The sequence below is a fragment of the Bradyrhizobium sp. HKCCYLRH3061 genome (assembly GCF_051168015.1).
GTDB lineage: Bacteria > Pseudomonadota > Alphaproteobacteria > Rhizobiales > Xanthobacteraceae > Bradyrhizobium.
The window spans coordinates 161,856-180,268 of record NZ_JBNPUE010000016.1 but is presented as its reverse complement, the minus strand read 5'-3'; the positions used below and the strand labels follow the sequence as shown (position 1 = coordinate 180,268).

The 18,413-nt window shown below is 66.0% G+C and carries 18 protein-coding genes; 9 read left to right on the top strand and 9 right to left on the bottom strand.

The window, feature by feature from the left end:
• Positions 1–953 precede the first annotated feature (953 nt).
• Positions 954–1,346, bottom strand: a complete 393-nt coding sequence (locus tag ACQR2C_RS24520) for a nuclear transport factor 2 family protein (protein ID WP_315803902.1) — start codon at positions 1,344–1,346, stop codon at positions 954–956.
• Positions 1,347–1,480: 134 nt separating this feature from the next.
• On the opposite strand from ACQR2C_RS24520, the gene ACQR2C_RS24515 reads away from it, so the two are divergent.
• Complete coding sequence (locus ACQR2C_RS24515; RefSeq protein ID WP_315803903.1) at positions 1,481–1,960, top strand: Lrp/AsnC family transcriptional regulator; 480 nt, start codon at positions 1,481–1,483, stop codon at positions 1,958–1,960.
• Positions 1,961–2,100: 140 nt separating this feature from the next.
• On the opposite strand, the gene ACQR2C_RS24510 is transcribed toward ACQR2C_RS24515, so the two are convergent.
• Together ACQR2C_RS24510 and ACQR2C_RS24505 are read right to left on the bottom strand one after the other, a co-directional pair.
• Positions 2,101–2,778 carry a nitroreductase gene (locus ACQR2C_RS24510; RefSeq protein WP_315803904.1) on the bottom strand — a complete coding sequence of 226 codons (678 nt, stop codon included), beginning with the start codon at positions 2,776–2,778 and terminating at the stop codon, positions 2,101–2,103.
• Positions 2,779–2,891: 113 nt separating this feature from the next.
• Positions 2,892–3,557: an HAD hydrolase-like protein gene (locus tag ACQR2C_RS24505; RefSeq protein WP_434847549.1), complete on the bottom strand. Its 666-nt coding sequence runs from the start codon at positions 3,555–3,557 to the stop codon at positions 2,892–2,894.
• Between the two features lie 171 nt (positions 3,558–3,728).
• Here ACQR2C_RS24505 and ACQR2C_RS24500 point away from each other — a divergent pair, with 171 nt between their 5' ends.
• Complete coding sequence (locus ACQR2C_RS24500) at positions 3,729–4,817, top strand: mandelate racemase/muconate lactonizing enzyme family protein (RefSeq protein ID WP_434882309.1); 1,089 nt, start codon at positions 3,729–3,731, stop codon at positions 4,815–4,817.
• A gap of 95 nt (positions 4,818–4,912) precedes the next feature.
• Entirely contained in the window at positions 4,913–5,311 is a 399-nt protein-coding gene (locus tag ACQR2C_RS24495; protein ID WP_316237966.1) for a VOC family protein, read from the top strand.
• A 25-nt stretch (positions 5,312–5,336) separates the two neighbouring features.
• Here ACQR2C_RS24495 and ACQR2C_RS24490 read toward each other — a convergent pair whose 3' ends face one another.
• Both ACQR2C_RS24490 and ACQR2C_RS24485 read right to left on the bottom strand, forming a co-directional pair.
• Entirely contained in the window at positions 5,337–5,966 is a 630-nt protein-coding gene (locus ACQR2C_RS24490) for a glutathione S-transferase family protein (protein ID WP_315803908.1), read from the bottom strand.
• Positions 5,967–6,114: 148 nt separating this feature from the next.
• Entirely contained in the window at positions 6,115–6,804 is a 690-nt protein-coding gene (locus ACQR2C_RS24485) for a phytanoyl-CoA dioxygenase family protein (protein ID WP_434882308.1), read from the bottom strand.
• A gap of 295 nt (positions 6,805–7,099) precedes the next feature.
• Here ACQR2C_RS24485 and ACQR2C_RS24480 point away from each other — a divergent pair, with 295 nt between their 5' ends.
• A complete protein-coding gene (locus ACQR2C_RS24480; RefSeq protein ID WP_316179062.1) occupies positions 7,100–7,702 on the top strand; it encodes a hypothetical protein in 603 nt (200 codons plus the stop codon).
• A gap of 39 nt (positions 7,703–7,741) precedes the next feature.
• Here the strand turns inward: ACQR2C_RS24480 and ACQR2C_RS24475 are convergent, their stop codons facing one another.
• Both ACQR2C_RS24475 and ACQR2C_RS24470 read right to left on the bottom strand, forming a co-directional pair.
• On the bottom strand, positions 7,742–9,235 hold the full coding sequence (locus ACQR2C_RS24475; protein ID WP_315803911.1) for an NAD-dependent succinate-semialdehyde dehydrogenase: 1,494 nt from the start codon (positions 9,233–9,235) through the stop codon (positions 7,742–7,744).
• Positions 9,236–9,388: 153 nt separating this feature from the next.
• Positions 9,389–9,709, bottom strand: coding sequence for a hypothetical protein (locus ACQR2C_RS24470; RefSeq protein ID WP_315803912.1), 321 nt, complete (start codon positions 9,707–9,709; stop codon positions 9,389–9,391).
• A gap of 340 nt (positions 9,710–10,049) precedes the next feature.
• Here ACQR2C_RS24470 and ACQR2C_RS24465 point away from each other — a divergent pair, with 340 nt between their 5' ends.
• Positions 10,050–11,240, top strand: coding sequence for a serine hydrolase domain-containing protein (locus ACQR2C_RS24465; protein ID WP_316179059.1), 1,191 nt, complete (start codon positions 10,050–10,052; stop codon positions 11,238–11,240).
• 191 nt (positions 11,241–11,431) lie between these two features.
• Here the strand turns inward: ACQR2C_RS24465 and ACQR2C_RS24460 are convergent, their stop codons facing one another.
• Positions 11,432–12,433 (bottom strand): adenosine kinase, encoded by a 1,002-nt coding sequence (locus ACQR2C_RS24460; RefSeq protein ID WP_315803914.1) that lies wholly within the window; start codon positions 12,431–12,433, stop codon positions 11,432–11,434.
• 70 nt (positions 12,434–12,503) lie between these two features.
• Here ACQR2C_RS24460 and murJ point away from each other — a divergent pair, with 70 nt between their 5' ends.
• From murJ to ACQR2C_RS24440, 4 genes are all read left to right on the top strand, one after another.
• Positions 12,504–14,063 (top strand): murein biosynthesis integral membrane protein MurJ, encoded by a 1,560-nt coding sequence (gene murJ, locus ACQR2C_RS24455; RefSeq protein ID WP_434882307.1) that lies wholly within the window; start codon positions 12,504–12,506, stop codon positions 14,061–14,063.
• A gap of 48 nt (positions 14,064–14,111) precedes the next feature.
• Positions 14,112–15,164, top strand: coding sequence for a tryptophan--tRNA ligase (gene trpS / locus ACQR2C_RS24450; protein WP_315803916.1), 1,053 nt, complete (start codon positions 14,112–14,114; stop codon positions 15,162–15,164).
• A gap of 154 nt (positions 15,165–15,318) precedes the next feature.
• Positions 15,319–15,813 carry a universal stress protein gene (locus tag ACQR2C_RS24445; protein ID WP_315716941.1) on the top strand — a complete coding sequence of 165 codons (495 nt, stop codon included), beginning with the start codon at positions 15,319–15,321 and terminating at the stop codon, positions 15,811–15,813.
• A gap of 108 nt (positions 15,814–15,921) precedes the next feature.
• Complete coding sequence (locus ACQR2C_RS24440) at positions 15,922–16,491, top strand: NifU family protein (protein ID WP_316179056.1); 570 nt, start codon at positions 15,922–15,924, stop codon at positions 16,489–16,491.
• Positions 16,492–16,572: 81 nt separating this feature from the next.
• Here ACQR2C_RS24440 and ACQR2C_RS24435 read toward each other — a convergent pair whose 3' ends face one another.
• Positions 16,573–18,255, bottom strand: a complete 1,683-nt coding sequence (locus ACQR2C_RS24435) for a methyl-accepting chemotaxis protein (RefSeq protein WP_434882306.1) — start codon at positions 18,253–18,255, stop codon at positions 16,573–16,575.
• Between the last annotated feature and the right edge of the window lie 158 nt (positions 18,256–18,413).

The window sequence follows — 18,413 nt, the reverse complement described above, 5'->3', positions numbered from 1 at the left end:
GTTCGAAAGCGATTCGTCAGTCACTCGACCGAGGAATCATCCATTTCCGGCAGCAAAATGGTAAGTTAGCGCCAATGAGTGCTCCCCCTCACCCCGCTGGCAGGGAGGGGAGCCGCTGATCCGGATCGCATTCGAGGCAATCCGAGCTCCCCTGGAAGGGGCAGAGCCATGGTATCTGGCGATCAGAGGCGTGCGCTCATGCGTCGCCACATCGTCATGGCCGGGCTTGTCCCGGCCATCCACGTCGTTCAGCACGCTGAGCGCCACGTGGATGCCCGGGACAAGCCCGGGCATGACGGCGTAACTAACGTCCGGGATTGTTTGTCGCCACAGCCCGTACCTCATATGAAATGGCCCTATTGCAAGCGAGGCGAGCGCCGAGCATGCATGAGCCCCGCCATCCATGTTAAGACGCGCCTGATCGGCCTCGCGGCGCAATGGCCCGAGTTCTGCTGATCGATCCCGCCCTCTGGAAATGCCGAGGGCGCAGGGAAGGCCGGGAGCTGGCTGCTCCCATGGCCCGCCTGCGGAAAAAAAATTGCAGGCGGCAGGTACCACAGGTTCAGCCGAGACATCCCGGCCCTCCCTGCGCGATGGGTTTACGTCTGCTCCGCGCTCTCCCCGGGGACCGGCTTGTTTGCCCCCGTCGCCCTGATGACACGTCCTGTCAGGGATCGCGTCACCGCGGACTTGGCGCCAGCTTCGGGGCGCCAGGACCACACAGCTTGAACGTCCGCGAGCTGTCCATCGTCCAGCGCATCAGCACCTGACAGACCCGCGGCCACCGCTCCCCGCCTCTACGTATCGTGACGACGCGTACGCCCCTCTGCATGAGGACGGGATGCGCGGATAGAAACATGATTTCGGAAAATTAGCAAGCACAAACTGGTGCGGCAGAATAGCCCGACGGGCAGTTGCGTACGGCGCGCATTTGGCGCAGGTCGGCTGAACAATTACTTCCCGTCCGCAAAACGCCGCTCCACATGAAACGACTTGGCCGTCACCAGCCACTCGCCGCCAATCAGGTGAAAGCAGAGATAGTCGAGATAGAGAATCAGATCGATCCTGACGCGAACCTTCACGACCGCCTGCGTGGATGATGCGAAGTCGATGAGCAGAATTTCCTGCTGGCGGGGCGCGCTCTTCGACTGCGGCGAGGGGGTGGTCGTCAACAGCTGACGATACTCGGCCGCGGTCAGGACGCGCAGAGCCTCGTCACGCAGGCCGTGCAGTTGCGCGGTCGGCGCAAACACCCGGTCAAATCGTTCGACATCAGAGTCGAACATGGTGTCGAAGTATCGCTCGACGGCATCGAGCAACGTCTGGGGCACAGCGGTGTCGGTCATATCCAGGTCTCCGGAGGCTCGTGGGAAGCACGTCATCCTCGCCCCGAACCGGCGCGCATGTCCTTGCGAACTGTGCTAACGTACGGGCTCGTTACGCAATAAACCCGCTGTTTTCCGCGACTGATGTCAGAGATATGCCAAAAGCCAAGCTCGATGCGATCGACCAGCGCATCATCGGGGAATTGCAGGCCGACGCCCGGCTCAGCAATGTCGAGTTGGCCGACCGGGTCGGCCTGTCACCGTCTCCCTGTCTTCGTCGCGTCAAGCGGCTGGAGCAGGACGGCGTCATCCAGGGCTATCGCGCGGTCCTGAATCGCGACGGCGTCGGCCTCGGATTCTCGGCATTCCTCGCGATCAAGATCGCGGGACATGCGAACGAGCACGCTCTGGCCTTCGAAGAGGCCGTCTGCGCGATGCCGGAAGTCCTGGCCTGCCATCTGGTCTCCGGCGAGTCGGACTATCTGCTCGAGGTCGTCACGGCCGACCTGGAGCACTACCGGCAGTTCCTGGTCGAGCGGCTGCTGAACCTGCCCATCGTCCGCGAGGTCAAAAGCAACATCGCGATCCAGACCCGCAAGGCCGCGGCACCGTTGCCGCTGCAGCACGTGCAGTGACGCTATCGGCAGACGAATGCGCCGGTCGACGGTGGTCACGCTGCCGCCTTCGGCGGCGGCTTTGCCCACGCTACAGCTTGGATCCGACAACGCACGTCATTGGCCCCATCGGTCTACGGACCTCATCTCCCGGCCCGCCACTAATCCCCGAACCCCACGAACACCGTCGCGTCCTTCACCGACTTCCGTTCCGACACCACGGCATTGGCCGGGAAATCATGATCCGGCCAGCCGAGCGCGATGCTCTTCATGATGACCTGGTCGTCGGCGATCCCGGCGTGCTCGCGGACGACGGGGGACTGCATGATGCCCTGGCTGTTGATGACGGCGCCGAGGCCGCGTGACCATGCGGCATTGACCAGCGCGGTCGTGACGGCGCCGCAGTCGAACGGCGTGTCGTCGCTGCCGTCGAGCACGCGGTCATAGGTGACGATGATGCAGACCGGCGCATCGAACTGGCGGAAGCCGCGCAGCACCCAGTCCTGGCGCTTCTCCTTGTCGTCGCGCGCGATGCCCATCGCGGAGAACAATTGCTTGGCGACGCCGATCTGGCGCTCGCGGTGCGCGCCGTCGAACGGCTGACCGATGCGAAACTCGCGCGACTGCGGCACGCCGGCGAGCATGCGCTCGGTGTTGCCGGCACGGATGCGGTTGAGCGGCTCGCCGGTGATGACGTAGAAATTCCACGGCTGGGTGTTCATCGACGATGGCGCGCGCATCGCCAGCGTGAGGATTTCCTCGATCAGCGCCCGCGGCACCGGATCCGGCTTGTAGCCACGGATGCTGCGGCGGCCGAGGATGACGTCGTCAAACTGCATGTGCTGGTATTCCCGGAATGATCACTGAGCTGGCCGCGATCTTCGCGACTTTCCGGTTCCAGTGCAAGGTTGCGACGCGCAGGCGATCATCTGCGTCACCGCCTCGAACCGGACTAACGCCTCAGCATCGTCAGCACCGCGCGCGCCAGATCATCTGGATTTTCCACGAGACGGTCTGCACCGGCGGTTTCGAGCTCGTCGCGGCTGCCATAGCCCCAGAGCGCGCCGAGACTCCGCATCTTCACGGCATGGGCGCCTGCGATGTCGTGGCGGCGGTCGCCGACCATGAGGCTGTCGCGCGCGGCGATATTCCGTTCGGTGAGGATATGCGCGAGCAACTCGGGCTTGTGATCCAGCGCACCCGACGGCACCGAGCCATGAATGGCCTGGAAATACGATATGAGATCGAGATGCTCCAGGATGCGCCGCGCGAACAGCTCGCGCTTCGACGTTGCGAGATAGATGCGCAAGCCCGCATCGTGCATCGCCTGCAGCGCCTCCCGGATGCCGGGATAGAGCGTGCTGCCGAACAGACCGATCTCGCCATAGTGCTCGCGGTAGGCCACGACGGCCTCGTCGACGCGACCGTCGCCGTGGGCCTGCAGCAGCACACGCAGCATGTCCTGCAGCGGCGGACCGATCACGGCGGTGACGTCGAGCGTGTCGTCAGGCGCATGACCGAGCGACCGCAGGGCCGCGAGCGCGCTCGCGGCAATGCCGGGGCGCGAGTCGATCAGCGTGCCGTCGAGGTCGAGCAGCACTGAGTGAACCGGAGACATGTCCGAGCATAGCGGCCGGTGTGAGACGCGTAAACGCCCGCTCCGCGCCGCGCAGACGCGGGCATCAGTTCCGCCGCGACAATGAATGCATCAGGCCGATGGCTTGAGCAATTGCCCGCGGTCCGCCGCAGGCCTACGCTGATAAAAAACGCCAGGGAAGGAACCGAGCCGATGGCAGTGATCGCATCGATCGAGACCGGTCTTTATCGCATCCCACTTTCCGTCACGCTGTCCGACAGCACGCATGGCGAGATGACAGCCTTCGAGTTGATCACGTGCAGGGTGCGCGATGCCGACGGCGCGGAGGGTGTCGGCTACACCTACACGGTCGGCCGCAACGGCCCCGCGGTCGCCGACATCGTCAGGCGCGAGATCCCCGATCTGGTTGCGCGGCACGAGGCCGACGACACCGAGGCGATCTGGCATCGGGTGTGGTGGGGCCTGCATTATGGCGGGCGCGGCGGTCCGGTCGTGCTGGCGCTGTCGGCGCTCGACATCGCGCTGTGGGATCTGAAGGCGCGGCGCGCGAAGCTGCCGCTGTTCCGGCTGCTCGGCGGCTTCGATGCCCGGGTGCCCTGCTATGCCGGCGGCATCGACCTCGATCTGTCGGTCGACGCTCTGCTGAAGCAGACCGACGACAATCTCGCCAAGGGCTTTCGCGCCATCAAGATGAAGGTCGGCCGGCCGGCTCTCTCCGCCGACGTCGCGCGCGTGCAGGCGATGCGGCAACATCTCGGCGACGGCTTTCCTCTGATGGCCGATGCCAACATGAAGTGGACGGTCGAGGAGGCGATCCGCGCCGCCCGCGCGTTGCAGCCGTTCGATCTCACTTGGCTGGAGGAGCCGACCATTCCCGACGACATCGCCGGCCACGCGCGCATCCTGAGCGCCGGCGGCGTGCCGATCGCGGCCGGTGAAAATCTGCGCTCGCTGTGGGACTTCAAGAACTACATCGCCGCCGGTGCGGTGTCCTATCCCGAACCCGACGTGACCAATTGCGGCGGCGTCACCGCGTTCATGAAGATCGCGCGGCTCGCCGAGGCGTTCAACCTGCCGGTGACCAGCCATGGCGCGCACGATATCACCGTGCACCTGCTGGCGGCCTGCCCGAACCGCTCGTTCCTCGAAGCGCACGGTTTTGGCCTCGACCGCTACATCGAGCATCCGCTCGTGCTCAGGGATGGCCTGGCCCAGGCGCCGGCGCGGCCGGGCCATGGCATCGCGTTCGACTGGGAGGGGCTGGCGAAGCTCGCGCCGTAATGCGGCCGATGCTGGGACACCACTGCTGACACAAGGCTGTCAGCAGCCCTGCGATAGCGGGTCGGGGACCGATCCTCGAACGCAAGGTAAAAGTCATGAAGTTCGCATCGACCCGTCTGGTGGCGGCCGACATCAAGGCCGTGGTCAGCTTCTACGAAAAGGTCACCGAGCAGACGGCGGATTGGCTGGCGCCGGTGTTCGCCGAGATCGTCACGTCGCGCGCAACGCTCGCGATCGGCAGCGCCGAGACCGTGGCGCTGTTCAAGGAGGGCAGCGCCGAGCCCGGCGCCAATCGCAGCGCCATTCTGGAGTTCGAGGTCGATGACGTGGATGGTGATTTCGCGCGGTTGAAGGACGAGGTCGAGGTGGTGCACGCGCCGAAGACGATGCCGTGGGGCAACCGCGCCGCTCAGTTCCGCGACCCGGAGGGCACGATCGTCAGTCTTTATACGCCGGTCACCGACACCGCCAAACAGCGCTTCGGATCACGCTGAAGAGACTCGCGGGCGCGCATCCGCCCTAAGCCTTTGCGCTCGGACGGCTCGAAACCTCGCCGTACCATCGCCTGAGATGATGGAGATGATTCGGCGGATCGAGCTTGGCGCGGGCTGCAAAGTCGACCGACACCATGGCGGTGATGTCGGCGATGCTGAAATCGGGCCCGCAGACGAAGGCGTGCTCGGCCAGCCGCGCGTCGAGCCATGCGAAGTAGTGCGCGACGCGCAGGCGTCCGCGCTCCGCGAGCGCCGGGATCTGCTCGAGCGGCAGCGGACCCGGCAATGCCCGGCGCTCCAGCCCAGGGGTGCCGTTGCGAAAGGCCTCCTGGAGAGCGTAGAGACCGTCCCATTCGATCCGCCGGATCCAGCATTCGATGAGCGCCCGTTCTTCGGCGTCGCGGCCCATCAGAGGCGGTGCGGGATGCAGCTCCTCGAGATAGCGGCAGATCGCGATGACGTCGGTGATGGCAGCCCCGCTGTCGAGCTCCAGCACCGGAACGGTGCATTGCGGATTCAGCGCGCGAAACTCCGGCTCGAACTGCTCGCCGGCACGCAGATCAAGCCGAACCATGGGAATGGCGAGACCTTTCTCGGCGAGAAAGATCCGCACGCGGCGCGGGCTTGGGGCGACTGCGGCATCGTACAGCTTCATGAGCGTTCTCTCTGTCTGACCAAACCACGGGCGCGTGACGTCGGAACGAGTCGGCGCGGGTCGTTCTGCGCTGTCACGATCGACGTCGTGGCATGTTCCCAGGCCCGCGGCCTCGCCGCGGGATGACGGTGGTCATGACGCAGCCGGATCAGTCAGCCCCGAAAATCTCGTCCTGATCCATCCGCACCGCGCGCAACTTGCGCGTCCTGCGCCAGTCCTCTTGCTGCGAGAAGACGGCGTAAGTGATCAGCAGCGAGCGACGGCGCGCGCCGCTGCGGTTGCGCGTCGCGCCGTGCAACAGGTTGACGTCGAACAGCAGGATGTCGCCGGCCTCGCCTGCCGTGACGAACGCAGACGACGCGGCCCGCGCATCGTCCGTGTCGAGGCGATGCGAGCCCGGCACCACTTGCGTGGCGCCATTGTCGGGGCCGAAGGAATCGAGAAAGGCCAGCGCCGACACGGCGTCGGTGCGTCGGCGATCGACGCCGTCGCGATGCAGCGGCTGCTGGCCGCGATCCGCACACGGCTCGCGCCCTTCGACCTGGCCGAGGAAGAACGGCGCCTTCAGGACATGATGCACGGCGGCGAGCATCACCGGCAGGCGGCAGACCTGCTGCACCGTCGCATCGAGATCGACCATGGCGTGGCGCCAGTCGCGGCCGCGCGGCACCGGCCATTGCTCGGACGGCCGCGTGCCCAGCTCGAAGGCGTCGCGTAATGGGGCAAGCCAATCCGCCGGAATCGCACCGCGCAGCAGCAGATAGCCATCCCCATCGAGGCGGCGCGCCTCCGCGTCCTGAAGCTGGCCAACGCTGCTGCGCGTGAGGGCTGCGGTCATAGTGGGCTCGCAAAACAGAGGGCGTGGTTCGCTGCATCATGGTCGGCGATCCGGCGCTCCGCGGCAAGCGCCCGCTCGCTCCCAGGTCGCCAGGTGCCCCTCGCTGCTGCATTCATCCGGCCATGACCGCCATCGCTCCGGAGGACGCTGAGACGATCGGCCGCACCGCGACCCGGGCGGCTCGCCGGGGCCAGTTTACGTTTCATTAACCCCCTCGACCTACGTCTCGTTAGCAACACTCTGCAACGATCCGACATACGGGGTAAACGAGCAATCGAGCTCCTTGGAAGCACGCATGGTCGCCATCCAAAGCACCAACCAGATCTCGCCCGCCAATGAGCGGGTCTATCGCCAGAGCAACCTGCTGGGCGAGTGGAAGGGCAGTTGGACGGCCAACGGCCAGGCCGTGAGCTTCAAGGTCATCAACATCAGAGGCGCCGCGGCCACGGTGGAATACACCCACAACGGCCGCACCGAGCGCGGCATCGGCCAGGTCAATGGCTCGACCATCGACTTCGGCGCGGTCACGCTCGGCACCAAGAACGGCAAGAACGCGGTGCTGCTGTTCTCGGCCGGCGGCGGCAAGGCCACCGCGATGCTCGAAAAGCAGGCGCCTCCCGCCGACGAGAGCAATCTGGTCGGCAGCTGGGCCGGCTACTCCGGCGAGAACGGCCAGAGCGCGAGCTTTCGCGTGCTGTCCGTCAGCGGCAAGGAGGCGCAGGTCAGCGTGACGACCAACGGCGTCACGCGCGAGGGCACGGGGATCGTCTACAACAACGTCATCATGTTCGGCCAGTCGCAGATCTCGACGACCGACGGCAAGAGCGGCAAGGTCATCTTCCAGGTCGGCAACAAGTCCTACCTGGTACCGGTCGACAAGCTGCCCAAGACGGCCTGATTCCCAATATCGCCTCGCCTGAACTCAGGCGTCCGAGGTTCAGACACCCGCCATCATCACGTATTTGATCTCGAGATATTCCTCGATGCCGTGATGCGAGCCCTCGCGTCCGAGGCCGCTTTCCTTGACGCCGCCGAACGGCGCGACCTCGGTGGTGATCAGGCCGGTGTTGACGCCGACCATGCCCGACTCCAGCGCCTCCGCGACGCGCCAGACCCGGCCGAGATCGCGGGCGAAGAAGTAGGACGCGAGACCGAACGGCGAGGCGTTGCACATCGCGATCACATCGGCCTCGCTATGGAAACGAATGACCGGCGCGAGCGGGCCGAACGTCTCTTCATGCGCGACCAGCGCATCGGCCTTCACGTCCGACAGCACGGTCGGCTCGAAGAAGGTGCGGCCGAGCGCATGGCGCTTGCCGCCGGTGACGATCCTGGCGCCGCCCTTGACCGCATCGGCGATGTGGCGCTCGACCTTCTCGACCGCTTCCTCGTTGATCAGCGGTCCCTGCACCACACCGGCCTCGGTGCCGTCGCCGATCTTCATCGCCGCGACCCTGGCGGCGAGCTTGTGCACGAACTGGTCGTAGATGCCGTCCTGCGCGTAAAGGCGGTTGGCGCAGACGCAGGTCTGGCCCATGTTGCGATATTTCGAGACCATCGCGCCCTCGACGGCGGCATCGACGTCGGCATCGTCGAACACCACGAACGGCGCGTTGCCGCCGAGCTCGAGGCCGAGCTTCTTCACAGTGCCGGCCGACTGGCGATAGAGAATCTTGCCGACCTCGGTCGAGCCGGTGAAGCCGACGAAGCGCACCGACGGATGCTCGCACAGCACCTTGCCGATCGGAGGCGCATCGCCGGTGATGATGTTGAGCGCGCCCGCAGGAATCCCGGCGCGCTCGGCCAGCACGGCGAGCGCCAGCGCCGACAGCGGCGTCTCGTTGGCCGGCTTCAGCACCACGGTGCAGCCGGCCGCCAGCGCGGGCGACACCTTGCGGGTGATCATCGAGTTCGGGAAATTCCACGGCGTGATGGCGCCGCAGACGCCGATCGGCTGCTTCAGCGCCAGGAGACGTGCATCCGGCTTCTGCGTCGGGATGGTCTCGCCATAGACGCGGCGCGCCTCCTCGGCGAAGAACTCGATATAGGCGGCGCCGATATCGACCTCGCCGAGCGCCTCCGTCAGCGGCTTGCCCTGCTCGGAGGTCAGGATCAGCGCGAGGTCCTCGCGGTTGGCCGTGATGAGCTCGAACCATTTGCGCAAGATGTTGGAGCGCTGCTTGGCGGTCAGCCTGGCCCAGGCCGGGAACGCGCGCGCGGCGGCCTCGACGGCTCGCGTGGTCTCCGCAGCACCGAGTTGCGCGACCTTGGCGAGCTCGGCGCCGGTGGCGGGATTGTTGACCGGGAGCACCGGCGTACCGACCCACGCACCATCGATGTAGCACTGCTCACGCAGCAGCGACGGATCCTTCAGGCGGTCACGCAGGCTCGGAGCGGCAGTGGAGGCACGGGCGGCGGCGGGCGGTGTCATCGGGCTACTCCTCGGAGCGAGCGATCTTTCCCCCGACTATAGCCAAGCCCCGGCGGCAGCGCACGACTCGTGCGCCTCCTCAACGGTACATTCGATCCGGCGATCCGTGCCTGTACGGCACCGGATGCTGAATGCCGACGCGCCGGCGCGGGCTCAGGCCGCGCCGCTCATATAGGTCTCGCGGCGGCCGATCATGCGCTCCGCCGCCGCCTTGGCGTCGGCCTTGGTCGAGGTGGCGCAGGTGCGGTATTCCAGGTCCGGCAAGGTGGCGGGATCACGGCGGCCGAACCATGATTTCTGCCCCACGGGCAGCAGCGCCAGCGCCTGCGCCACATTGTCGACCGCGCCGAACGCGTACAGCGCTCCGGTCGCCGCAATGCGCACTTCGTAGATGCCGGGCGTGATGGGCGCCTCGATATTGTCACCGCGCCCCGGGCGGGGATACCGCTTCCACTCGCTCCACGTCGAAATCATATCGCCCCCAATGGCGGACATTGCCACCAAAACACGTCATCGGCTCGAAAAAGCCGGTTCTCGAACTCTTTAATGCAAAAATGGTTGCAACTCACAACAGGCGCAAGCCCGTGGTGGGAACATGGCCCCCATGTGTCGGTCTCGCGGCTACATGGAACTAATCATGATTCTGGCGGGAAATTGAAGCGCTGTGGCCTCCGCAGCGCTGTTGTCCCCGGCTGCTTCGTTCGCGCCGCATCATCACGAGATCGCGACCGGCCGTGGGACCGGCGGTCCTTGCTGGCCGGGCCGGCGCGAGGAACAATCGCCTACCGTCATCAAGAACGGAACGGAGGAGACCATGCAGAACAAGACCGACATCGACGGCGTGCTGCGGCAGAAGGCGGAGGCGGGAGCGATCCCCGGCGTCGTCGCCGTCGCCGCCGACAGCAACGGCATCATCTACGAAGGCGCCTTCGGCAGGCGAGACCTCGGCCGCGACGATCCGATGACCGCCGACAGCGTGTTCTGGATCGCCTCGATGACCAAGGCCATCACCTGCGCGGCCGGGATGCAGCTGGTCGAGCAGGGCCGGCTGTCGCTGGATGCGCCGATCGGCACGGTGCTGCCCGACCTCGCGGCGCCCAAGGTGCTCGACGGCTTCGACGCCAATGGCGACCCGATCCTGCGGCCGGCGAAGACCGCGATCACGCTGCGCCATCTGATGACTCACACCGCCGGCTTCTGCTACGACATGTGGAACGGCGACATGGCCACTTATGTGCAGAAGGCCGGCACGCCCGGCATCATCACCTGCAAGAACGATGCGCTGGCGCTGCCACTCGCCTCCGATCCCGGCACGCGCTGGGAATACGGCATCAACATCGACTTCGTCGGCAAGGCGGTCGAGGCCGCCAGCGGCCAGAAGCTCGACGCCTATTTGCGCGACCATCTGTTCGCGCCGCTCGGCATGGACGACACCGGCTTCAAGCTCGGTCCGTCGCAGCGCGCCCGCCTGGTCGGCATGCATGCGCGCGGCGAGGACGGCAGTCTCGCGCCGATTCCGTTCGAACTCGAGCAGGAGCCGGAATTCCACATGGGTGGCGGCGGGCTCTACGGCACGGCCGGCGACTACATCCGCTTCACCCGGATGATCCTCAACAATGGCCGCGGCAACGGCAACCAGGTGCTCAAGCCCGAGACGGTCGCGGCGATGCGCGACAACCACATCGGCGAGCTCGAGATGACGAAGATGGCCGCGGCCGTGCCCGGCGTGACCAACGACGTCGATCTCTATCCCGACATCGTCAAGAAATGGGGCCTCAGCTTCATGATCACGACCGCGCAGACTCCGGAAGGCCGCAGCGCCGGCAGCCTCGCCTGGGCCGGCCTTGCCAACACCTACTACTGGATCGATCCGGCGCGTGACGTCACCGGCGTGATCCTGATGCAGCTGCTGCCGTTCGCCGACCGGCTGTGCCTGGAGACCTTTGCCGGCTTCGAGCGCGGCGTGTATGCCGGGCTGGATGCGGCGGGCAAGAAGGCGGCGTGAGAGAACCCAACGCTCGATCCACGCAGGCAAGATCGTTGTTAGTTGCGCGTCATGCCCGGGCTTGTCCCGGGCATCCACGTCTTTGATCCTGCAAACCGAAGATCGTGGATGGCCGGGTCAAGCCCGGCCATGACGATGGAGAGAGATGTGTCACACGCGACAGAGAATGGCCGAGCCGCCTCAGCCCAGGCCTAAACCTTCAGCCCGCTCTGCACCGCCAGTTCCTTCAGCGACACCTGCGGCCTTGCGCCGATGTGCTGGATCACTTCGGCCGCAGCCAGGCCGCCGAGGCGGCCGGCCATCTCGTAGCCGGTCTTGCGCACCAGCCCGAACAGGAAGCCGGCGGCGAACAGATCGCCAGCGCCGGTGGTATCGACCAGGCTCTCGATCGGATGCGCCGGCACCGAGATCACGCCGTCATTCGACACCACGACGCAGCCCTTTTCGCTGCGGGTGACGATGCCGAGCGTGGCGTCCTCGCGCAGCTGCTTCAGCGCGCCGTCGAAATCCGAGGTCTGGTACAGCGAATGCAGCTCGGCCTCGTTGGCGAACACGAGATCGACGGTGCCGCCGCGCATCAGGTCGAGAAACTCCTCGCGATAGCGGTCGACGCAGAACGAATCCGACAGGGTCAGCGCGACCTCGCGTCCGGCGTCATGCGCGATCGCCGCCGCCTTCACGAACGCATCCTTGGCGTCCTTCGGGTCCCACAGATAACCTTCGAGATAGATGATGCGCGCCGCCGCAATCTGCGCGGGATCGATGTCCGCGGCGGTGAGATTTTGCGCGGCGCCGAGATAGGTGTTCATGGTGCGCTCGCCGTCCGGCGTCACCAGGATGTAGCAGCAGCCGGTCGCCGGGCCGTCGGCAGCGGGCGCGGTATCGAAGGTCACGCCGGCGGCACGGATATCGTGCCGGTACATCCGGCCGATCTGGTCGTCCTTGACCTTGCCCACGTAGGCGGCACGCGCGCCCAGGCTGGCGAGGCCGGCGATGGTGTTGGCCCCCGAACCGCCGGACATCTCGGTGGCCGGGCCCATATCGGCATAGATCGCGGCCGCGCGGGCCTCGTCGATCAGCGCCATGCTGCCCTTGGTCATGCCGTGCCGGGCGAGAAAGGCTTCATCGGCATGCACCAGCACGTCGAAGATCGCGTTGCCGATCCCGAGAACATCGTATTTCGCGTCAGTCATCCACTGGCCCCGTTTACGGCGTTTTGCAAACGCTGCGGCCTATCACAAGCGGCGCTGCTATAGAAGCCTGATGATCCGCTCATTCGTGACTGTGGTGTCAGGAACACTGGCTTCGCGCCTGCTCGGCTTCATCCGGGATGCGCTGATGGCCGCGCTGCTCGGCGCCGGTCCGGTCGCGGACGCATTTCTCGCGGCGTTTCAACTCGTCAACGTCATCAGGCGATTGCTGACGGAGGGCGCGCTCAATGCGGCCCTGGTGCCGGCCTGGCTGCGAATATACCAGCAGGCTGGTACGACACATGCGGCAGCTTTTGCCGGCCGTGTGCTCGGCACCGTCAGCGCCGGCCTGCTCGCCGCCACCCTGGTGCTGGCGCTGCTGATGCCGTTCGTGATGACCCTGCTCGCGCCGGGCTTCGCCGGTGAAGAGACGCTCACCTTGGCCGTCAATGATGCCAGGCTGATGCTGCCCTATCTCGCCTTCGCCGGCCCCTCGACGGTGCTGCTCGCACTGTCCAGCGCGCAACGACGCTTCGCGCTCGCGGCCTTCGCCCCGCTGCTGTTCAACGTGGCATTGATCAGCGTGACCATCGTGCTGCTGATGCAACATCCGGATCCCTCGCGGGCCGCGCTGATGCTCGCCGCGACCATCGGCATCGCCGGGCTGCTGCAGCTCGCGTTGCTCGCGCGGCGCGGACGCAGCAGCCGCATTGCCGCGCCGGTGCGTATCGCCCTCGACGCCGAGATGCGCGGCTTCTTCGCCAAGGCGCTGCCCGGCATGGTCGCCAGCGCCGGCCCGCAACTGCTCGCGGTCGGCGGCGCGATCATCGCCTCCACCTCGCCGTCCGCGGTGTCGTGGCTGTATTTCGCCAACCGCCTGATCGAGCTGCCGCTCGGGCTCGTCGGCGTTGCCATGGGCACGGTGCTGGTGCCGGAGCTGACGCGCGCGCTGCACGAGGGCAACAAGGCGGCTCTCGCGGAGGTGCAATCGCGCGGCCTCGAGCTGACGATCGGGCTCGCGCTGCCTGCGACGCTCGGACTCATGATCCTGAACGAGCCGATCATTCGTTTGCTGTTCGAACATGGCGCATTCAGTTCGGACGATGCCGCCGCGACGGCGCAGGTGCTGACATGGCTCGCGGCAGCGTTGCCGGCGCAGGTGCTGACCAAGGCGCTGCAGCCCGCCTTCTTCGCGCGCGAGGACACGCAGACGCCGCTGCGCGCGACGTTGATCGGATGCTCTGTCGCGATCGCGCTGGCGTTCCTGCTCGCACACGTCTTCGCGGCAAGCGGCATCGCGGCGGGGCTCGCGCTCGGTGCCTGGGCCAATGCGGCGGTCCTGATCCGGCGCGGCGCCACGCGCTTCGGCTTCGCGCTTCCCCCTGCCGCGCGGCGCCGGCTGCCGCGTATCATGCTGGCTGCGATGGTCATGGGCGCCGTCCTCTGGATCGTCGCCGGACGCGTCGCCGGCGCGTGGAGCAGCAGCCATCTCGGCGCGGCCGCGCTGCTCGCCGCCCTGATCAGCGGCGCCATCATCCTCTACGGAGTGCTTATTTTGGCCCTCGGCGCCGTGAGCTGGCGCGAAACAGTCCGGGCGATCCGGCAAAAGCCCGCCGCCGACTTGCACCTTTGAGGCGCACGTGCCAAACGACGCCCAAATCCATCATCCGGAACAGTGATCATGGCCTTCGTGGAACGGGTTTTCTCGGGCGTCCAGCCGACCGGCAACCTGCATCTCGGCAACTATCTCGGCGCGATCGTCAACTTCGTGAAGATGCAGCAGACCCACAACTGCATCTATTGCGTCGTCGACATGCACGCGATCACCATGCCGATCGACGTCTGGGGCGGCCCCGCCGAGCTCGCGCGCAACACCCGCGAGGTCACGGCCGCCTTCATCGCCGCCGGCATCGATCCGAAGAAGCACATCGTGTTCAACCAAAGCCAGGTCTCGGGACACGCCGAGCTGGCCTGGATCTTCAACTGCGTGGCGCGCATCGGCTGGCTGAACCGCATGACGCAGTTCAAGGAGAAGGCCGGCAAGGATCGCGAGAACGCATCGGTCGGCCTGTACGACTATCCGGTGCTGATGGCCGCCGACATCCTGCTGTACCGCGCCACCCATGTTCCGGTCGGCGAGGACCAGAAGCAGCATCTCGAGCTCTCGCGCGACATCGCGCAAAAGTTCAACAATGATTTTGGCGACTCGATCCGCAGCCACGGCTTCGGCGACGGCCTGTTCTTCCCGCTGCCGGAACCCTTCATCACGGGTCCCGCGACGCGCGTGATGTCGCTGCGCGACGGCACCAAGAAGATGTCGAAGTCCGATGCCTCGGACTATTCGCGCATCAACCTCACCGACGATGCCGATACGATCGCGCAGAAGGTCCGCAAGGCCAAGACCGATCCGGAGCCGCTGCCGACCGAGGAAAAGGGGCTGGACGCACGTCCCGAGGCCGATAACCTCGTCGGCATCTACGCCGCGCTGTCGGACCGCAGCAAGGCCGATGTGCTCAGGGATTTCGGCGGCGGCCAGTTCTCCAGCTTCAAGAATGCGCTGGTCGAGCTGTGCGTCACCAAGCTCGGGCCGATCGCCGCCGAGATGAAGCGCCTGACCGCTGATCCCGGCTATGTCGAGTCCGTGCTGGTCGACGGCGCGGACCGCGCCCAGGCCATCGCCGCGGAGACCATGAAGACGGCCAAGGACATCGTCGGCTTCATCCGCAAGCCCTGACCAGAGCGGCACGGCGCGAGCTCCCGAAGTCGGCCTTGCTGCCGCACCACCGGTGTCATTGCAGGCGCCATGGAACCCGCAGCCCTCTCCCCAACGGAGATGGGCTGTGGCAGCATCGCGGCCGGATCGACTCGCAGCAGCAGGCGGGAACGCGATGGCGGCGCAGCGGCAGAGCTACCAGACCGGCCATGCGCCGAAATGCCTGGTCGTGGTCGACGACAGCGAGGAATGGGACCGCGCGGTCCGCTATGCCGGCCGCTGGGCGGTCCGTTCCGGTGGCCGCATCGTCATGCTCCACGTCATCGAAACGGAGGATCAGAACCAGCAATGGCTGGGGGTCGCCGACCTGATGCGGGCGGAGGCGCAGGAGCAAGCGCATGCCGAGCTCGACCAGGCCGCGGCGCTGCTGTCCGCGATCGGCGTGACCGCGCCGGAACGGGTCATCCGCGAGGGTGAGCCGACAGCGCAGATCCTGGAGACGATCGAGCATGACAGCGACATCGCGCTGCTGGTGCTCGCCGCCCATTCGGGCCCCGAGGGGCCGGGACCCCTGGTCACCCATGTCACCAAGACGAGCGGCGCCTTCCCGATCCCGCTGGTGATCGTGCCGGGCGATCTCGGTGACGCCGATCTCGACGCTCTTTCATAGGCTTAGAGCGGAAACGCCGGCCGAGCCCCCTTGATCGTGCGCGCGCTCGCGCCATCTGCTATGAGGACACCACAGGCCGGCCTTGAACCGGCGCTGCCGGAGAAAACCATGTTCATCCAGACCGAAGCCACCCCCAATCCCGCCACCTTGAAGTTCATCCCGGGCCGCGTCGTGCTGCCCGCTGGCACGATGGAATTCAACAGCCGCGACGCCGCCGCGCGCTCGCCGCTGGCCGAGCGCCTGTTCGCCGTCGACGGCGTCACCGGCGTGTTCTACGGCGCCGATTTCATCACCGTCACCAAGAGCGACGGTGAATGGCAGCACCTCAAGCCGGCGATCCTCGGCGCGATCATGGAGCACTACATGTCGGGCGCGACGCTGCTCGCCGACGGCAGCGCCGCCAATGACGAATCCGCCGACGAGGACGACGAGTTCTACGACGAGGCCGACACCGAGACGGTCGGCATGATCAAGGACCTGATCGAGAGCCGCGTCCGCCCGGCCGTGGCCAATGACGGCGGCGACATTACCTTCCGCGGCTTCAAGGACGGCATCGTCTATCTCAACATGAAGGGCGCCTGCTCCGGCTGCCCGTCATCGACCGCGACCCTGCAGCACGGCATCCAGAACCTGCTGAAGCATTTCGTGCCCGAGGTGGTCGAAGTCCGGCCGATGTGACAAGGGGGCGAGCGAGTAGGGAATAGTGAGTAGCGAGTAGATGCATTCCCTATTCGCTGCTCCCTATTCGCCATTCGCTCTCTACGCCGCCTTGCCGATGGACGCTGCCTCCGCAGCTGCCTGGCGCATATTCTCCGACATCTCGCTGGTGACGGCGCTCTGCTCGCCGACGGCGTGCGCCGTCGATGACACGTAGTCGTTCACGCTCTCGATCGCGTTCTTGATGGCGTCGAGCGCGCCGACGACGTCGGACGAGATGCCGTTGAGATTGCCGATCTCGCTGCCGATGCGATCGGTGGCCTGCTTGGCCTGCGTGGCAAGGTTCTTCACCTCGCCGGCGACGACGGCAAAGCCGCGCCCCGCATCGCCGGCACGGGCCGATTCGATCGTCGCATTGAGCGCCAGGAGATTGATCTGGCCGGTGATGCTGCCGATCAGCTCGACGATGCTGCTCATGGCGCCGGCTGCCGAGGACAGGCGCTTGGCCTGCTGGTCCGCGTCTTCGACGCGCGATACCGCCGCCGTCGCCGTCTCCTTCGACTTCGCCATGGCATCGGCGATCTGCTGCACCGAGGAATTGAGCTGCTCGGCGCCGGCGGCGACGTGCTCCATCATGCCGCGCACCTTGTCGCCCTTCATGCGGCTGATCACCTGCGCAGTGACGTCGCTCGCGAATTTCACGATCTTGAACGGCTTGCCGTTGAGATCCTTGATCGGATTGTAGCTCGCCTGAATCCAGACCTGTCGTCCGCCCTTCCCGGCGCGCTCGAACTCGCCCATCTGGAATTCGCCACGGCCGAGCGCGGCCCAGAACTCGCGATACGCGGCGCTGTCGCCCATGCCCGCCGGCATGAACATGCGATGGTGCTGACCCTTGATCTCCGCCAGCGTGTAGCCGAGCGTGGCGAGGAAGTTCTCGTTGGCGTCGAGCACGATGCCGTTCAGGTCGAATTCGATCACCGCCTGGGACTTGCGGATCGCGGCGATCTGGCCGGCGAAATCGGCCGCAGCCAGCTTCTGCTGCGTCACGTCGGAGGCGTATTTGACGACCTTGAACGGCCGCCCCTCGTCATCGAGAATCGGGTTATAGGACGCGAGAATCCAGATCTCCCGGCCGCCCTTGCCGCAACGCTTGAACTCGCCCGAGCGAAATTCGCCGCGACTGAGGCTGGTCCAGAATTCCTTGTAGGCGGCGCTGTCGCGTTCGTCGGGCAGCACGAACATGCTGTGATGCCGGCCCTTGATCTCGGCCAGCGTGTAGCCCATCGCGCTCAGGAACTGATCGTTGGCATCGATGATGGTGCCGTCGAGATTGAACTCGATCACCGCCTGGGCGCGCCCGATCGCCGCGATGTTGCCGGCGTCCTCGATGCTGCGCATCTTCTGCTCGGTGATGTCGGTTGCGAATTTGATGATCTTGACCGGCTTGCCGCCGTCGATCACCGGATTGTAGCTCGCCTGGATCCAGACGGCGCGGTGGCCCTTGCCGAACCGCTTGTACTCCCCCGAACGAAACTTCCCGGCCCGCAGATCGGCCCAGAAGGCGCGGTACTCGGCACTGTCGCGCATCTCGGGCGCCACAAACATCGCGTGGTGCCGGCCCTGGATCTCGCTCAGCGAGTAGCCCATCGCGTCGAGGAAATTCTGGTTGGCGGTGATGATCGTGCCGTCGGTGTCGAACTCGATCACCGCTTGCGAGCGGTTGATCGCCGCGACCTGCGCCATCGCATCGCGCGATGCCGAACTGCCTGACCAGAATGACATGGAAATTCCTCTTCTCGGGACGGGGGCGGCCATCCGCCAACGGGCGGCGCGTCATCTCTCCCCCGAACGTGCCGAGCGGATAATTCCCACAGACGCGGAAAGATTTGCTTAAATGGCATATAGTTCAGTAACTTAGCGTATCAGTAGTTGCGCCTTGA

Excerpts from the sequence above, each read along its gene's own strand:
- ACQR2C_RS24435 (WP_434882306.1), bottom strand. The coding sequence starts at position 18,255 with ATGTCATTCTGGTCAGGCAGTTCGGCATCGCGCGATGCGATGGCGCAG.
- ACQR2C_RS24520 (WP_315803902.1), bottom strand. The coding sequence starts at position 1,346 with ATGACCGACACCGCTGTGCCCCAGACGTTGCTCGATGCCGTCGAGCGA.
- ACQR2C_RS24505 (WP_434847549.1), bottom strand. The coding sequence starts at position 3,557 with ATGTCTCCGGTTCACTCAGTGCTGCTCGACCTCGACGGCACGCTGATC.
- ACQR2C_RS24465 (WP_316179059.1), top strand. The coding sequence starts at position 10,050 with ATGCAGAACAAGACCGACATCGACGGCGTGCTGCGGCAGAAGGCGGAG.
- ACQR2C_RS24460 (WP_315803914.1), bottom strand. The coding sequence starts at position 12,433 with ATGACTGACGCGAAATACGATGTTCTCGGGATCGGCAACGCGATCTTC.
- ACQR2C_RS24445 (WP_315716941.1), top strand. The coding sequence starts at position 15,319 with ATGGCGGCGCAGCGGCAGAGCTACCAGACCGGCCATGCGCCGAAATGC.
- murJ (WP_434882307.1), top strand. The coding sequence starts at position 12,504 with ATGATCCGCTCATTCGTGACTGTGGTGTCAGGAACACTGGCTTCGCGC.
- ACQR2C_RS24490 (WP_315803908.1), bottom strand. The coding sequence starts at position 5,966 with ATGAAGCTGTACGATGCCGCAGTCGCCCCAAGCCCGCGCCGCGTGCGG.
- ACQR2C_RS24500 (WP_434882309.1), top strand. The coding sequence starts at position 3,729 with ATGGCAGTGATCGCATCGATCGAGACCGGTCTTTATCGCATCCCACTT.
- ACQR2C_RS24485 (WP_434882308.1), bottom strand. The coding sequence starts at position 6,804 with ATGACCGCAGCCCTCACGCGCAGCAGCGTTGGCCAGCTTCAGGACGCG.
- ACQR2C_RS24470 (WP_315803912.1), bottom strand. The coding sequence starts at position 9,709 with ATGATTTCGACGTGGAGCGAGTGGAAGCGGTATCCCCGCCCGGGGCGC.
- ACQR2C_RS24495 (WP_316237966.1), top strand. The coding sequence starts at position 4,913 with ATGAAGTTCGCATCGACCCGTCTGGTGGCGGCCGACATCAAGGCCGTG.
- ACQR2C_RS24475 (WP_315803911.1), bottom strand. The coding sequence starts at position 9,235 with ATGACACCGCCCGCCGCCGCCCGTGCCTCCACTGCCGCTCCGAGCCTG.
- ACQR2C_RS24510 (WP_315803904.1), bottom strand. The coding sequence starts at position 2,778 with ATGCAGTTTGACGACGTCATCCTCGGCCGCCGCAGCATCCGTGGCTAC.
- ACQR2C_RS24515 (WP_315803903.1), top strand. The coding sequence starts at position 1,481 with ATGCCAAAAGCCAAGCTCGATGCGATCGACCAGCGCATCATCGGGGAA.
- trpS (WP_315803916.1), top strand. The coding sequence starts at position 14,112 with ATGGCCTTCGTGGAACGGGTTTTCTCGGGCGTCCAGCCGACCGGCAAC.
- ACQR2C_RS24440 (WP_316179056.1), top strand. The coding sequence starts at position 15,922 with ATGTTCATCCAGACCGAAGCCACCCCCAATCCCGCCACCTTGAAGTTC.
- ACQR2C_RS24480 (WP_316179062.1), top strand. The coding sequence starts at position 7,100 with ATGGTCGCCATCCAAAGCACCAACCAGATCTCGCCCGCCAATGAGCGG.